The sequence below is a fragment of the Zobellia laminariae genome (assembly GCF_030553095.1).
In the GTDB taxonomy this organism is placed as follows: Bacteria; Bacteroidota; Bacteroidia; order Flavobacteriales; family Flavobacteriaceae; genus Zobellia; species Zobellia laminariae.
The window spans coordinates 2,963,475-2,978,805 of the sequence record NZ_CP130738.1 but is presented as its reverse complement, the minus strand read 5'-3'; the positions used below and the strand labels follow the sequence as shown (position 1 = coordinate 2,978,805).

Here is a 15,331-nt window from a genome sequence, read left to right as displayed (position 1 = left end):
ATATCATTTGAATGATATCGGGCTTTTTTTTATGATTCAAAAGCTAGATTACTCTATTCTTCTTGTATTCGTTTTTACTTTTGAGTACTTTCATTCTACCAAAGCAAATTTCCAGTTCAAAAGTTCATGAAAACATTCTTAATTACCTTAATTGCAAGTCTCGCCCTTCTTTCCTGCGCAGACAAAAATAATGCTCCTTTTAAATTGGAAGACGGAGTTTCTTTAGAATTGGCGAACTATAGAAAAAGCCAAATTTCCAATATAAACTATCAACTAGATTTTAACATCCCGAAAGATAGAAACTCGCCTATACCCGCCAAATTAGTTCTAAGTGTAGAAATTTCTAATCTAGAGGCTCCGTTGTACCTCGACTTTAAAGAACAAACTTCCAACTTAAAATCTATTGTGGCAAACAACAAAAAGATTACCGTTGTTCATGAAGAAGAACATATCACAATTGCACCTAAGTACCTTAATATTGGCAAAAACATTATAGAAATTGAATTTATTGCCGGTGAATCATCATTAAACAGAAACGATACTTATCTCTATACTCTTTTAGTTCCGGACAGAGCTAGAACACTTTTCCCTTGTTTTGACCAACCCAATCTAAAAGCTACTTACTCTTTAGATATTACCGCACCAAAAGATTGGGCAGTACTTTGCGGTGCTCCAGAAGTTAGTAAAGAAGAAATTGAAGATTTCACCAAACATCATTTTGGAAAAAGTGATCAAATGAGTACGTACTTGTTCTCTTTTGTTGCTGGCGAATTTGAAAGTACCCACCAAAATCAGGGTAAGTTTGATATGAAAATGCTTTATAGGGAAACCAATAAGGATAAGATTGCCTTTAGTACAGATACTATCTTTAATCTTCATCAACAGTCAATATCCTTTTTAGAAGATTACACTAACCACAAATTTCCTTTTCAGAAACTAGATTTTGCAACTATTCCCGGGTACCAATATGGTGGCATGGAACAGGTGGGTGCCGTTCAATACAAAGAAAGTACTCTGTTCTTGGATGAAACATCTACTGAAAATCAAAAACTACAAAGGGTAAAACTTATAGCTCATGAAACAAGCCACATGTGGTTTGGAGATTTGGTAACTATGAATTGGTTCAATGATGTTTGGATGAAAGAAGTCTTCGCTAATTTCATGGCCGATAAAATAGCGAATCCGGTTTTCCCGGAAATTAATCACGACCTCGCTTTTATGACCACGCACTACCCTAGGGCATATGGTGAAGACAGAACCAGAGGATCTAATCCTATTCGCCAAGAATTAGATAATCTAAAGAATGCCGGTTCCCTCTACGGAAGTATTATCTACAGCAAAGCACCTATAATGATGCGACAACTAGAGGCTGCTTTAGGCAAAGAGGCTTTTCAAAAAGGGGTTCAAAAATATATTAAGACCTACAGTAACAGTAATGCTACGTGGAACGACTTAATTGCCCTATTTATAGAAAATACAGACGTGGATATTGAAAAATGGAGTGAGGTTTGGGTAAACGGTCCCGGTCGCCCTATATTCCACGAACAAATAGTGTACGATTCCAATGAAAGAATAATGTCTTTTACCATAAGTCAAACTGCAGAAGATGATAGTTACCGTGTTTGGCCCCAAACTTTTGACATTACTCTGGTCTACAAAGATAGTTTGCAGAACATTGCAGTTGATATGAAAGGGAGTAGTGTTGAACTTAGCGCAGCAGTAGGAAAATCAAAACCCTTATCTATTATCTATAATTCCAATGGCATGGGTTATGGCGTTTTCCCCATGTACGATATAGAAAGCCCAGAAACTCCTGAAATTAAAGATGATATTACGCGCGGCTACATATACATTAATAGTTATGAAAGTGCATTAAACGGTTTAATTAAGCCCGAAACTATACTAGAATTCTACCGTGAAAGCTTAGCTACTGAGAAAAACGAGCTTTTGACCAATCTACTTTCTGGCTACATTAGCAACCTTTTTTGGAAATACCTTTCTCCTGAAGAAAGAATAAAATATCAACCTCTTCTTGGAGACATGCTTTGGTCTCAATTACAGATGGAGATACCTGCTAACATAAAGAAAACGTTATTTTCTACTTTTCGTTCAACTGCTTTTTCTAAAAAATCCATTGCCCAATTGTATAGCGTTTGGCATAAAGACCATATCATACCTAATTTAAAGCTCAACCAAAATGATTATACTAAAATGGCTATGAGTTTGGCTCTGTTCAATCATACGGACTATGAGAACATTTTACAAGAAGCCAAAGAAGATATTAAAAACCCTGATGATTTGACGGAGTTTAATTTTCTAATCCCTTCGTTATCAAATGATTTAGCTGTTAGACGGGAGTTTTTTGTATCACTTAAATACAAGAAAAATAGACAGAGAGAATCTTGGGTATTAAGCGCATTAAGTAATCTAAATCATCCATTAAGAGACGAAGAAAGCATTAAAAACTTAAGAACAAGTCTAGACATGTTAGAGGAAGTTCAAAAAACAGGTGATATTTTCTTTCCTAAAGGATGGCTTAATAATACCATCGGTAAACATACATCTGCCGAAGCTTATACTATTTTAAATGATTTCCTAAAAGACAACCCCAATTTAGAACCGACTCTATTGAGTAAATTATTGCAAGCGTCCGATGATTTATATAGGGTGCATACTTTTAGCGAAAAAGAAGATTCAGTTCCTGCCAAGTAGGATTTGATTTTAAGAGTATATCAAGTAACAAAAAAGAGCACTCTAAGAGCGCTCTTTTTTGTTATTTGAAGATAATTAATATCTATCTACTGTAATTAGGTGATTCTTTAGTAATGGTTACATCGTGAGGATGACTTTCATTAATACCACTTGCAGTAATCTTAACAAAACGGCCATTCTCTTTTAATGCGTTGATGTCCTTAGCACCACAGTAACCCATACCAGCACGAAGACCACCCACAAACTGGTGAATACTCTCATATAATTCTCCTTTGTATGGTACACGACCTACAATACCTTCTGGAACTAGTTTCTTAATATCATCTTCTACATCTTGAAAATACCGGTCTTTACTACCTTCTTTCATAGCTTCAACAGAACCCATACCACGGTATGACTTAAATTTTCGGCCTTCGTAGATTATAGTTTCACCTGGAGATTCTTTGGTTCCCGCAAGAAGGGAGCCTAACATAACGGTATCCGCACCAGCAGCAATAGCTTTTGGAATATCACCTGTATAGCGAATTCCTCCATCGGCAATTACCGGAACACCAGAACCTTTAATCGCTGCCGCTACTTCTAACACAGCAGAAAACTGTGGAAAACCAACCCCTGCAACAATACGAGTAGTACAAATAGAACCTGGACCAATACCAACTTTTACGGCATCTGCACCTGCTTCTACCAAATATTTAGCTGCCTCACCTGTTGCAATGTTACCTACAATAACTTCTAAATCTGGAAATTTCTTTTTAACTGCCTTTAAAACAGTAACCACACCTTTAGTATGCCCATGTGCCGTATCAATAACAACAGCATCAACACCTGCATTTACTAAGGCCTCTGCCCTATCTACTGCATCTGGAGTAACACCAATAGCCGCAGCAACACGTAACCTACCGTAGGTATCCTTGTTAGCCATGGGCTTTTGGGTCAATTTTGTAATATCTCTAAAAGTGATAAGTCCTACCAATTTATAGTTCTTATCTACTACTGGAAGCTTTTCAATTTTATTTTCTTGAAGAATATCTTCGGCTTGGGCCAATGAAGTACCCTCACTTACCGTAACCAAATTCTTAGAGGTCATTACTTCAGAAATTGGACGGTCATTATTTTTTTCAAAACGAAGGTCTCTGTTGGTAACAATACCAATTAATTTTCCTTCGCCATCTACAATAGGAATTCCACCAATGCTAAATTCTTTCATATTCGCCTTTGCATCACGAACAAAAGAATTTAATGGTAAAGTAACAGGATCTATGATCATACCACTTTCTGCACGTTTTACTTTACGCACCTTTACTGCTTGCTGAGCAATGCTCATATTTTTATGAAGAACACCAATACCTCCTTCTTGCGCAATGGCAATAGCCATTCGCGATTCAGTAACCGTATCCATAGCAGCCGATACAACTGGTACGTTTATAGTAATGTTACGTGTAAATTTGGTTTGAATATTAACTTCTCTGGGGAGTACTTCAGAAAAGGCAGGGACTAGAAGTACGTCGTCATAAGTGAGACCTTCTCCAACAATTTTATTCAGGTGAGCTTCCATAGCAATTAATGATTTAATTGCGTGCAAATGTAGTGAAATAAATTCGTTATCACCTTATAATCAATACTCGTTTGCTTCAAAAGGCAATCGTTAAGAAACCACTCACATTCCTCTGCCTAATATCTTTAAATCACATCATAAAAAATACCAATCTATTTTTATACAAAGTGTTTTAAAAGTGAGAAACAAAAATCCATCAGATTTTTTAATATCTACCTTAAAACTCTTTTATAATTTAAATTGAAGCGTCGTATAAAATGTTCTTGGTTCAGACGGAATAATACCTGCACCCCGGGTAGCCGGTAGCTCTTCTAGTAAAATATGAATTATCTAAAAGATTATTAATTCCTGCTTCTAGCTTCCATTTTTTATACGTGTAAGAGAGTGAAAAATCTAAAATATCATAAGCAGGAATTACTCCTTCTATTCCTCTTTGGTTATCATTTACATCTTGTAATGCGTTGGTGGCATCTGTAAATTGATCAGCAAAATAAGTATATTGAAGGCTACCCAAAAGGTTATCATAACCGAAGTTTAACCCTGTCTTAAGATTGACTTTTGGAATGAACTCTACTTCATTACCTTCTACATTGTTTCGTTCAGAAGAAAGATATTCAGATTTAGTGATTGCTAAATTGGCAAAGTAGTTCAATTTCACTTTTTCCGATTGAGGAAAGAAGGTTTCCTTTAAGCTCCAATTTGCAAAACTTTCCAGACCATATATAAAAGCAGTTCCAATATTCCCTCTTGCTCTTAATAATTTCCCAGTTGAAACTTCTTCACCAGCCGCATTAACCTGCGTTTCTTCTTTCAATATTTCTCCTAGCCTATTATCATAATAGAGCCCATATACGCTTACATCATACGATAGAATATCTTTAAATCTTCCTCTGGCACCAAAATCTGCAGTAAACCCATCTTCATCTGAAATATTTGAATCTACTTGAAAAGAAGGGTTTACTACGCGAATATCACTGAACGTTACAGAACGGTAGTTTTGCGAAAAATTACCATATAACTCTACACTAGGCGATAGCTTATATGTAGCCCCCAATCCTAACAAAACAAAGGTTCTATCAAAAACCCTATTATCATCTATCTCTCTATTAAGTAATGGGTTACCCGCCAAATCTAAAGTGATCTCTTGGTAACTACCTATACTTTCTGTTTTAATATGTTCCAAACGAAAACCAGGCGTTACCGCTAATTTATCTGAAAGGTTGAAGATGTTCTCCCCGAACAAAGCCACATTAAAGTTAGGAAAATTGAATTGTGACTGTCTTTCGTAATTCGGGAAACTGGTATCGGCAAAATTAAAATCGGCATCCGCGGCTGCAGAGCCCGGTCCTTGCCTTTGGTCGTTATTCGTTTTGTAAATTTTAGAGCCTAATAATAAAGGGCAGATTCGGTTCCTGCCAAATTATATCTCGTTAATACCCTTACTAGCTTCAGCTCCCCAATTACTAAAATTATCAATCAATAATTCCCGTGGCTCAGTTATAACATCTTCTTGTGAAACTCTGTTGGTTCTAAAACCCAGTGCTCTACGAGAGGCATTCAAACCGAAAACGTTTAAACTAAAATCTGTCTTTGGAGAAAATGCATGGTTCAAACGAAACGAATATAAGCGCCAATCTACCTCAAACCAGTTTCTATCACGATTACTAAAAGTTGGGTCTTCATAAAATTGGGCATCTGTTAAACCATATGGCTGCTTCGCTAAATAGTGCAAGAAAGTGGTCTCTAAGCTTACTTTGGTTTTATCGGAAATCTCATACCCCAAATGCGTAAAATAGTTCTTGCTGTTAAAATTTGAATTAGGACGAAACCCATTTCCATCTTTATAACTCAGATAGGTGTAGTAACTAAATTTACCCACCGTACCACTCAAACTATTGAAGCTTGTAAACAGATCATATGAACCAACGGTTTGGCGAGAAATGAGTTCTATTTCTTTGTTAGGATTTGGTTTTTTAAATTTGAAGTTGATTAAACCTCCAAATTGGCTACCGTATTGTAAAGAAGCTGCACCGCGCACTACTTGAATCTCCTCTAGAGATTCTGCGGGTGGTGTATAATAACTTTCTGGGTAACCCAGCACATCTGCGCTAATATCATAACCATTCTGACGCGTATTAAAATTAGCTGTTCTGTTAGGGTCCAATCCCCTACCGCCTATATTTAATTGCAAACCAGCATCGCCATTATCATAAATATTAAGCCCAACAACCTGACTATAGATTTGTCTGGCATTGTTGGCGGCAAGGTTCCCCGTAAGGCCTTCCATAAGTACTACCTCTGTTTTTTTACCGGCATAAATAGCAGTACCCTCTACTTTTTTTAATTGTTTTAATGCGAATACTTTTTCTCTTCTCTCGGTTAAAACCACTTCTGAAAGTTGTTGAGATTTTATTCGCTGAAGCTGAACATTGAGATTAAAAGCGGTATCAAATGTTAATTCCTTTTCATATACATCATATTCAAAAGCGAAAACTACTACCGTATACTTACCTCCAGCAATATTAAAGAACTCAAAATTACCATCAGAATCCGTAGTTTTTAGAAGTTGCACCTCTTTTAAATATACTTCTGCATCTTGAACGGGATTTCCCTTTTCATCGGTGACGTTACCAGAAATCGTAATCTGAGAAAAGGCAGAGAACGAGGTTAAGAATACTATGAATATGATACTAAATTCCCTTAATTTCATCAGTAAAAGGTATTATCCAATTTTTATGTTCAAATGACTCCCGCTCTTGGCCAAGGTCAACTTTTGGGTCTATATACGTAGTACTCAACCGCCCATTCAGGGCAACTCGACTATCAACAAATATTTGCACGTTTTTATGTCCGTCTTTTTCAAAATGTCTTTTTAGATATTGAGCATATTCTAAAATAAAATCAGGTTGAAAAGACATTTGTTTTTCTTGAAAAGGTGTCAAAAAATCTGAGTTATCCACATAAAACCACTTTCCAGAATCTTTGCTAACTACTTTAAATTGCGCGTATCCGGACTTTTCCATTAGCATTACTCTCCATGAAAATCGGTATCCTTCTTCCGTCCAAAATAATTCTCCAGGATAAACTAAATAACGCCATGGCATTAGTAATTGAATCACAAAAAATAATGAGATTAAAACCAGTTTGGAATTGGTTACCACATTCAGTGGCATAGCTAAGATTCGTTTGTTATCGAATCTATTTTTCTCAATACGAAAAAGACCACTAAAATAAGATAAGAGCTTATGATGGAAAGATGAATCAAAAAATATTAATGTAGAGACTATCATAACATACGGAAACATTCCAATGGGGAATAACACGCGTGTCATTACATGAAAAACAACTACCATGACAAAAGCAAAGGGCCGTGTTTTCTTATACAATAATAAGAATGGAATAGCCAAATCATAACCGGCTCCAAACCAGCTAAAAGCATACTGTACCCATTCTTCATGTAAAAACTGACCTAAAAGCGGAGTATCAAATTTAGATGGCAACCAAATTTTTAAAGGCATAGCCTTAAAAAGCCAATCGGAATTTAGTTTGGCCAGTCCTGCATAAAAATAAACTATGCCCAACATGAGTTTTACACTATTGATAGTCCACGCTGGTATTTTTTGAAACGCCTTTTTAGAATCTTGTTTGGCATCCAAAGAAAAATAGGCATTGGCCGGTAGAAAAATCATTAGAAAACTTAGCAGACTAATAAAGTAGTAATGGTTAAGGTAGGTGGTCTTGTCCATCAATTCTATATAGGTAAAGCTTATAAAAAAAGTAACGATAGCTACTTTGTACTTATATCCTAAAGCCACAAAAATTGCAGAAAGTCCACAAATAATAAATATGAGGTAGGTGTAGACTCCCAAAGGTTTCACCCATTCAAAACCATAATAAGAGAAGAAAAACTTAGGCTGAATGTATAATTTTTCAATCCATCCGTAGCTCCAAAATCTTACAATACTCAGCAACATCATTACACCAAATAAAATGCGAAAGACCGCCAAAGGGGCGGCCTCTATAGGGGCTGTAATATGTTTGCTAATGAAATGGTTCATTTTCTAGTCGCCATCCGCATCAACAAAATCAATACTTACGCTCATAGCAGAAACCATATCTACTTTTAACATAGGAACAATGCGCTGCACCTCATCGTACGCCAATAGCATATTAGTTGGCGGCACATTATTTTCAATTTCCTCTCGGAAAGGTGCCAATGCTTCAACTTTAGTTTTAGCTAAATCAAATTGATCATTAATCAATTTTGTCAAATCATCACCATCCTTAATTGTGTTCAATGCATCTAAATAAGATGCTAAGCTTTCTCCTGCTGTACTCTTACCGTAGTGTACACCATTAAAGAAATCTTGTACAGCTTCAAAACCCTCTAAGAAAAGTATGTTAGAAACATCTGCTTTATAATAAGCTTCTACATTTTGAGGAAGTACGTTTTCAGAAAAAGCACCTACAGGGATTCCCATTTTACCAGCTCTCAAAAACTTCTCATAGTAAAAAACATAGTCGTTTATAAAACGATCCACAGATGCTGTTGAAGATGCACCGTCATTTTCTACAAAAGTATCTCTATACCCTGAATTCCATTCAGCAAGCACTCCCGTGGTTAAACCCGCCATATCAGCAATAACATCACCTGTATAGGAAATTAGGCTTTCCTTGTCAGTTCCATTATATTTTGCAACAATGTCTTCGTCCGTATCTCCCAGTCCATTAATTAAATAATCTAAAGCAGGGAAACCTTTTGCATCTCTATTAGAAGCAAGAGCAAGGTCATAAGTTCCCGAGGTTACAAAACCATCTATTTTAGGCCCATCAGTAGGGTAGATATTCATGTTTAAACGTAAGCCAACCGTTTCGGCAGGGCCTATTTCAAACATAGAAACCCGTTGCCACATTTTATAAGCGGATAACCAAGATGCTCTAAAAGCTACAAGGTTAACTTCACTAGCATCTCCTTTGAAGGTATCAAAAGCAGTTTGCAAACCAGACATTTCACTAGAAAACGCTTCGTAAGAAGGTATGATTATATTATCTGCCCAATTGGTTAGCATTGAGCCACGCTCAAAACTCACTTCTTCTGGTTCTGGATCTACAGTATCATCTGTAACAGCACTTCCACTACTATCGGAGCTACATGCCCATATCATTGTCGCCACAGTAAAAATGGCAAGAAACCTCTTCATAGCTTATTTTTATTTATTCTAATTAAGCAAAAGTATAAAAAGCAGCCTGTTATTTCCTAACAGATGCTGCTTTTTTTTCAACACTTAAAATTTAGTACTATACAAGTAAGATTACTCACCGGCTTGCGCAACAGTAAAACCGAATCGTTCTGCGATATCTTCACAAATCTCATCTATAGTTTCTGCTTCAACATCCCATAGTCCGTTTACACCATCTTCCATTAATTCTTCTAAAAGCTCATCGGACTCTTCCTTTGAAAAATAAGGAGCGTCCGTACCCGGTTTACGTGTAAAACGTAAACTATAAATAAAACCATAAGCTTCAGACAGTGCATGAAAAGCACTTGCATAATTAGGTACTGCATCTGCTAAAGTTGCTTTTGCACGTTGCATATAAAATACACCCCTAACGGCAGGTACTAAAGATATTTTCTCTCTAATAATCTCTGCTTGAGCATCACGAACATCATAATCTCCGACCACGATAGCCGCACGACCTAACTTAAAGGCTTGGAAAATTTCATCTGCAATACCTGCAAAATCAGGATCTTCTTCTAGCTTCCCTATGTATTCATTTAAAAAGCTATCCGCACCTAAATCTGCATTAGGATTGGAAGCATCCGCGTTAAGTCCATAAATGTAGCCATAAGCCTCATCCCATTTATGTTCCATGTTGGTATAGGATTTATCTTCTAATACTGTTCCTGCATCATTGTCTTCACGACTAGAACCTTCATCCAAAACCGCTGTACTCAAGTAATTGTTTAATGCTTGATCAGTCATCAAAGCACCTATTAAACCTTTTGCAAATAATTGGTTGTATTCAAGACCTTGTGCATTGATGTAACGTGTTTTTTCACCATCGGCCAATTGACCAGCTACACCTGCCTCAGCAGTAACATTCCAATTGGTAAAAACATTATTTACTTGACCATCTATCCATGATTCAAAATCAGCACGGATCAATGCTTGATCCGTAGCATTGGTAGAAAAGTAATCTACCGAAGCAGCAGTTTTACTACGAAGATTTTTATCTGAAGCATTTAAATCTGCATCTTCAAAATCTGCAGCACCTTCTTCATGTGCATATATTGATTTTAATGTTTCTGCCGTATTGGTATTGGTAGTAAGAGCTCCCAAAAATTCTTGAGCCATTAAAATACGAGTAGTTTGACCTCCAAAGCTTACAGTAGTCTCTCCATTTCTTTCAAAAGTATAACTAGCAGGATTATCTATTACGATAGCTTCATCCATTTCTGTTCCTGTTGCGTCATCATCTGAACTACACGATGCTAGAAAAACTACCGTACTAATGGCTAATGTAAAAAGGACTCTTCTCATTATATAAATATTGTTTATTTAGACTTGATTTAAATAGAGCGCAAAACTAATACATGAAGTTTAGCTACGCAAAATTATTCTTATTAAATCTAAATAATATTACAATCGATAAATTTTAAACAGTGATTATATCATCCTTTTCGACAGGAATTTCAATCAAATTATTTACTATTTATAATTAATCTAAATAAAAATACTATTTTTGATTTATCATATTGGGTGAGGTTCTTTCTCTAACCACAAAGAGTTTGCCCATTGTTAACCCCAGATTAATTAAAGATTACACTATGGACGATATCAATCCAATTTACCACAACCCTTTTGGCGTAGCATTCCAGTGGAAGAGAAATACTTTAAGGACGTTAGAAAAATACAGATAGTTTTTAGGGATACAGGTCTACTCTTGACTAGAAACGAGCTGGAAAAGTTTCAGAAAAATATTGAAAGTACCATGAACAGCAACACGCCGTGTGCTGATTGTAACCAGCATGATACTTGCAGGTCATTACTTTTAGATACACCTGCCCCACAAATAACTTTAGCTATGAACTTAACAGAACTGAACGCAGTTCAGGATTTGGTAGAAGGCACTTTGTTTCAATTGAATTTGGACACCTACTTGAACAAAATGTGTAATGAACAGGATGATTAATGGTACTTTGAAAAAAGCTCCGTAGCCTTGTTATAAGCGGCTTCAAAAACCATCCAATTAACACCGGAATCCGCTTTTTCTGCAGTAAAATACGAAAGCATTTTCTCGGTAGGCATATTACCGGTTAATTCGTCTTTTGCCATAGGGCAACCTCCAAATCCTTGAACGGCCCCATCAAACCTACGACAGCCGGCTTTGTAAGCAGCATCTACCTTTTCATGCCATTTGGTAGGTGTTGTATGCAAATGAGCACCAAATTCAATATCTGGATATCTTGGAATTAATTGTGAAAAGAGGTATTCAATTACTTCTGGTGTTGATGACCCTACCGTATCTGAGAGCGAAAGAATTTTAGCTCCCATTCCGCTTAATTTTTCGGTCCACTCCCCTACTATGTCAACATCCCATGGGTCACCATAAGGGTTACCAAAACCCATAGATATATAGGTCACTACCTCTTTACCAGAAGCATCGGCAATATTGAGTATTTCCTGAAGGGTTTCTACAGATTGATCAATGGTCTTATGCGTATTCCGCATCTGAAAATTCTCGGAAATAGAAAAAGGGTATCCTAAATATTGAATCTCAGGATGCTCGGAAGCATCTTGTGCTCCCCTAACATTAGCCACAATACTTAGCAGTTTGCTATTTGTTTTTGAAAGGTCCAACTTTGATAGTACCTCAGCAGTATCTACCATCTGCGGAATAGCCTTTGGAGAAACAAAACTTCCAAAATCTATTGTATCAAAACCACAGCCTAACAAAGCCTGAATGTATTTTACCTTTTCATTGGTAGGTATGAAAGGTTTAATGCCTTGCATGGCATCTCTAGGACATTCAATAACCTTAACCTTTTCCATCATGAAAATTAAATTCTAAGTAGGCAGTTTCAGCCACCCTTTTAACTACTCAAAATTAACATTAATTATCCGATACTAGAATATAGACTGCAATACCAACAAAGACAATGATTTGCAGCCACTTTAAATAAATACCGGCTGCAGAGTTTTCTTTAAAATACACGGAAATACTCCCTGATAGGAAAGCTATCATGCTAAAAATAATAAAGGATATAAACATAAACAGCAGTCCAAGAACATAAAACTGCACCATGGTACTTATCTCTTCGCTAAAAAGGAAACCATAAAAGAATGCCAGAAAAAATATGGTCACTTTTGGATTTAGCACGTTCATTATAAAACCTTGCTTAAACAATTGCCCAAGTCCCTTTTTAGGTACAGCTCCTTCTGTTAAATCCAAATCACCACTGCTTTTAAAGACCTTGTATGCAAGATAAAAGAGGTAAATAGCACCCAAAACTTTAATGCCCATAAAGAGCGCCTCACTCTCTCTTATAATTATAGATACCCCAAAAGCTAATAAACTGGTATGCACTAAACAACCAGAAATAAGACCGGCTGTAGTTGCTAGCCCATATTTCTTACCATTTACAAGACTTTGCATTAACACATAAATATTGTCTGGACCGGGCGAAAAAGACAAAGCCATAGTGGCCAACATAAAAGTGTAAAGTATTTCGTAATTAATTGTACCCAAATTCCGTTTTATTTTAAGTATAAATCATAGGTTCCAAAATTTTCTTCTTGAAACCTCAATGAGTGCACTAAAGTAAGTACTCTTTTTTATATCTTGTCACAAATTCAGGTTTCAACGAAATTCATTTTTTTTATGTTCTGAATTTTTAGCTGGTCGCAATTTCCCCTCCTGTTAGGCCATAAGAGTAATTGCATCACAAAAAAATAAATGACATGAAACAAAGTCACATTACATTCACTTTGAGTTTAGTTTTGGTAGCGCTACTTTTAGTAGCCTTTGAAATCAGAAGTGAAACTAAACCAATATCAGAAACCTTCATGCAGAAAGATAGCCTGTTACGCCATGTAGTGTTGTTTAAGTTCAAACCAGAAACTTCAAAAGAAGATATCAAAAAAGTTGAGGAAGCATTTACTGCGCTTCCCTCAAAAATTCCGCAAATAGTTAGTTATGAATGGGGATTGAACAATAGCCCCGAAGGTTTAAACGAAGGTTTTACCCATTGTTTTTTCCTGACTTTTGAAAGCGAAGAAGACCGTGCTATTTACTTACCTCATCCAGACCACAAAGCTTTTGGTGAAGTTTTGACTCCACATCTAGGTGGTGTACTTGTTGTGGACTATTGGGCTAAATAAGAAAATTCTATCTTATAAGCTTATCTAGTTTTCACTACCCTACCTCTTAAGAAGAGCCTTATTTATTCTTTTAATTAAACCTATGGTCCTTCGTAGATAAAACCAGTATACAATTGAACTAAATCTGCTCCTGCATCTAACTTCTCTAAAGCGTCTTTTTCAGAATGTATTCCGCCCACACCTATAATAGGAAAAGCCTTGTTGCTCTTTTCTGCCAAGAACCGAATTACCTCTGTACTTCTTTTAGTCAGTGGTTTTCCGCTTAATCCACCCATTTCTTTTGTAAGCGATACTTCTGATTTTAAGTTCTCTCTTTCAATGGTGGTATTGGTAGCTATAACACCGTCAATTTTTGTGTCGGCAACGATAGTAATGATATCCAACAACTGATCATCCGTAAGGTCTGGCGCAATTTTCAATAGAATAGGTTTTTCCTTCTGTTGTTTCTGCAAAGCCAAATTTGTATTTTCTTTTTTCAAATCCAACAAAAGAGCAGTCAAAGGTTCTTTGTCTTGAAGCTCACGAAGCACTGGCGTGTTTGGAGAACTTACGTTGACCACAAAGTAATCTACATGGTCAAAAAGTGCATTAAAACAGATTAGGTAATCCGAAACAGCATCTTCATTAGGCGTAACTTTATTCTTGCCTATATTACCTCCAATAAGTACTTTATGTTGTTTCTTTAAACGTTCTACTGCATCCTCTACGCCCATATTATTGAAGCCCATACGATTCACAATAGCTTGGTCAGGTTTTAACCTAAACAATCGCTTCTTTGGATTTCCTGCCTGCGGTTTAGGAGTAAGCGTCCCTATCTCTATAAAACCAAAACCAAAGTTGGATAATTCATTATAGAGTTTAGCATCCTTATCAAAACCAGCCGCTAGGCCTACCGGATTTTTGAATTTAATACCAAAAACCTCCTTTTCCAACCGCGAGTCTTCTATGTTATATATAGCCTTGAATAAACCGGAAAAACCAATTTTACAAAGAAAACGAACTAATGAAAAGGTTACATGGTGAGCTTTTTCCGCATCAAGCGAAAAAAGTAAGGGCTGAAGTATAGACTTATACATGAAGGTGGGTGGTGTTTGCGCAAAAATACAAACTTACCCCAAGTAAGGGCACAACTTATCACTATTTTTAAAAATGAAAGAATGGGGTCTTTTCAAAGAAATTAACGAGTACACCGCTAATAATTACTCTTCTATTCCATAATCCCGTAGATTTTAGGCTCTACTTTAATTGGTTGTCGTATAGCCTCATTACAAAGTTGAAGGTAGCGTTCATATTGCTTAGCATTGAAAACAGAAAGAAGCTCTTTATCACTCTTGTAGGCTAAATCTAACTGCTGCTTCTGTAAAACTTTATATTTATCAGCTAATTTAATAAGATCCTCTTCTGTACTTTGCGGATGTTCCGCCAATAATTTTTCAATTTGCTCTTCCGTACTTTTCGTTTTCACCTCAAGTTCCCCTTTCAAAGTTTCCATAATGGCTATTTGCTCCTCATTTAATTGAAAGATAGTCTTGATGGTTTCGCTGTTTTTACCACCTATATCTAATGTACAGTTTTGCGCATTGACAACAGAAAAGAACATTAAAAATACTAGCAAACTATATAATTTTGGCAACATATATTTCTGTTTAAAATTTAATTCCATTTATATAAACAGCAATTT

12 protein-coding genes and 1 pseudogene are annotated in these 15,331 nt (G+C 36.2%); 3 read left to right on the top strand and 10 right to left on the bottom strand.

Annotation, left to right across the window (positions count from 1 at the left end; genetic code table 11):
* The first annotated feature begins 126 nt into the window (after nucleotides 1-126).
* Nucleotides 127-2,712, top strand: coding sequence for a M1 family metallopeptidase (locus tag Q5W13_RS14285; RefSeq protein WP_304443447.1), 2,586 nt, complete (start codon nucleotides 127-129; stop codon nucleotides 2,710-2,712).
* A gap of 82 nt (nucleotides 2,713-2,794) precedes the next feature.
* On the opposite strand, the gene guaB is transcribed toward Q5W13_RS14285, so the two are convergent.
* The 6 genes from guaB to Q5W13_RS14260 form a co-directional block, all read right to left on the bottom strand.
* Nucleotides 2,795-4,267: an IMP dehydrogenase gene (gene guaB, locus Q5W13_RS14280; protein ID WP_304446513.1), complete on the bottom strand. Its 1,473-nt coding sequence runs from the start codon at nucleotides 4,265-4,267 to the stop codon at nucleotides 2,795-2,797.
* 268 nt (nucleotides 4,268-4,535) lie between these two features.
* Nucleotides 4,536-5,645: a TonB-dependent receptor domain-containing protein gene (locus Q5W13_RS25120; RefSeq protein WP_368662564.1), complete on the bottom strand. Its 1,110-nt coding sequence runs from the start codon at nucleotides 5,643-5,645 to the stop codon at nucleotides 4,536-4,538.
* Between the two features lie 42 nt (nucleotides 5,646-5,687).
* A complete protein-coding gene (locus Q5W13_RS25115) occupies nucleotides 5,688-6,977 on the bottom strand; it encodes a carboxypeptidase-like regulatory domain-containing protein (RefSeq protein WP_368662258.1) in 1,290 nt (429 codons plus the stop codon).
* On the bottom strand, nucleotides 6,958-8,325 hold the full coding sequence (locus Q5W13_RS14270) for an HTTM domain-containing protein (RefSeq protein WP_304443446.1): 1,368 nt from the start codon (nucleotides 8,323-8,325) through the stop codon (nucleotides 6,958-6,960). The genes Q5W13_RS25115 and Q5W13_RS14270 overlap by 20 nt, the downstream gene beginning before the upstream one ends.
* A 3-nt stretch (nucleotides 8,326-8,328) precedes the next feature.
* Nucleotides 8,329-9,468 carry an imelysin family protein gene (locus Q5W13_RS14265; RefSeq protein WP_304443445.1) on the bottom strand — a complete coding sequence of 380 codons (1,140 nt, stop codon included), beginning with the start codon at nucleotides 9,466-9,468 and terminating at the stop codon, nucleotides 8,329-8,331.
* 111 nt (nucleotides 9,469-9,579) lie between these two features.
* On the bottom strand, nucleotides 9,580-10,809 hold the full coding sequence (locus Q5W13_RS14260) for a DUF4856 domain-containing protein (protein ID WP_304443444.1): 1,230 nt from the start codon (nucleotides 10,807-10,809) through the stop codon (nucleotides 9,580-9,582).
* 337 nt (nucleotides 10,810-11,146) lie between these two features.
* Between Q5W13_RS14260 and Q5W13_RS14255 the strand changes: the two genes are divergently transcribed.
* Nucleotides 11,147-11,461 carry a hypothetical protein gene (locus Q5W13_RS14255; RefSeq protein ID WP_304443443.1) on the top strand — a complete coding sequence of 105 codons (315 nt, stop codon included), beginning with the start codon at nucleotides 11,147-11,149 and terminating at the stop codon, nucleotides 11,459-11,461.
* Here Q5W13_RS14255 and Q5W13_RS14250 read toward each other — a convergent pair.
* Both Q5W13_RS14250 and Q5W13_RS14245 read right to left on the bottom strand, forming a co-directional pair.
* A complete protein-coding gene (locus Q5W13_RS14250; protein WP_304446512.1) occupies nucleotides 11,458-12,321 on the bottom strand; it encodes a hydroxymethylglutaryl-CoA lyase in 864 nt (287 codons plus the stop codon). The two genes, Q5W13_RS14255 and Q5W13_RS14250, sit on opposite strands and share 4 nt — an antisense overlap.
* A gap of 61 nt (nucleotides 12,322-12,382) precedes the next feature.
* Complete coding sequence (locus Q5W13_RS14245; protein ID WP_304446511.1) at nucleotides 12,383-13,009, bottom strand: LysE family translocator; 627 nt, start codon at nucleotides 13,007-13,009, stop codon at nucleotides 12,383-12,385.
* A gap of 221 nt (nucleotides 13,010-13,230) precedes the next feature.
* On the opposite strand from Q5W13_RS14245, the gene Q5W13_RS14240 reads away from it, so the two are divergent.
* The gene (locus Q5W13_RS14240) at nucleotides 13,231-13,650 is read left to right on the top strand and encodes a Dabb family protein (RefSeq protein WP_155594412.1); all 420 of its coding nucleotides are present in this window, start codon (nucleotides 13,231-13,233) and stop codon (nucleotides 13,648-13,650) included.
* Between the two features lie 39 nt (nucleotides 13,651-13,689).
* Here Q5W13_RS14240 and Q5W13_RS14235 read toward each other — a convergent pair.
* Nucleotides 13,690-14,726, bottom strand: a pseudogene (locus Q5W13_RS14235) (quinone-dependent dihydroorotate dehydrogenase).
* 131 nt (nucleotides 14,727-14,857) lie between these two features.
* A complete protein-coding gene (locus Q5W13_RS14230) occupies nucleotides 14,858-15,286 on the bottom strand; it encodes a hypothetical protein (RefSeq protein WP_304443442.1) in 429 nt (142 codons plus the stop codon).
* Between the last annotated feature and the right edge of the window lie 45 nt (nucleotides 15,287-15,331).

Bases quoted from the DNA above. Each gene is read 5' to 3' on its own strand.
- Q5W13_RS14265 (WP_304443445.1), bottom strand. From the start codon at position 9,468: ATGAAGAGGTTTCTTGCCATTTTTACTGTGGCGACAATGATATGGGCA.
- Q5W13_RS25115 (WP_368662258.1), bottom strand. From the start codon at position 6,977: ATGAAATTAAGGGAATTTAGTATCATATTCATAGTATTCTTAACCTCG.
- Q5W13_RS14250 (WP_304446512.1), bottom strand. From the start codon at position 12,321: ATGGAAAAGGTTAAGGTTATTGAATGTCCTAGAGATGCCATGCAAGGC.
- Q5W13_RS14240 (WP_155594412.1), top strand. From the start codon at position 13,231: ATGAAACAAAGTCACATTACATTCACTTTGAGTTTAGTTTTGGTAGCG.
- Q5W13_RS14230 (WP_304443442.1), bottom strand. From the start codon at position 15,286: ATGTTGCCAAAATTATATAGTTTGCTAGTATTTTTAATGTTCTTTTCT.
- guaB (WP_304446513.1), bottom strand. From the start codon at position 4,267: ATGGAAGCTCACCTGAATAAAATTGTTGGAGAAGGTCTCACTTATGAC.
- Q5W13_RS14285 (WP_304443447.1), top strand. From the start codon at position 127: ATGAAAACATTCTTAATTACCTTAATTGCAAGTCTCGCCCTTCTTTCC.
- Q5W13_RS14270 (WP_304443446.1), bottom strand. From the start codon at position 8,325: ATGAACCATTTCATTAGCAAACATATTACAGCCCCTATAGAGGCCGCC.
- Q5W13_RS14260 (WP_304443444.1), bottom strand. From the start codon at position 10,809: ATGAGAAGAGTCCTTTTTACATTAGCCATTAGTACGGTAGTTTTTCTA.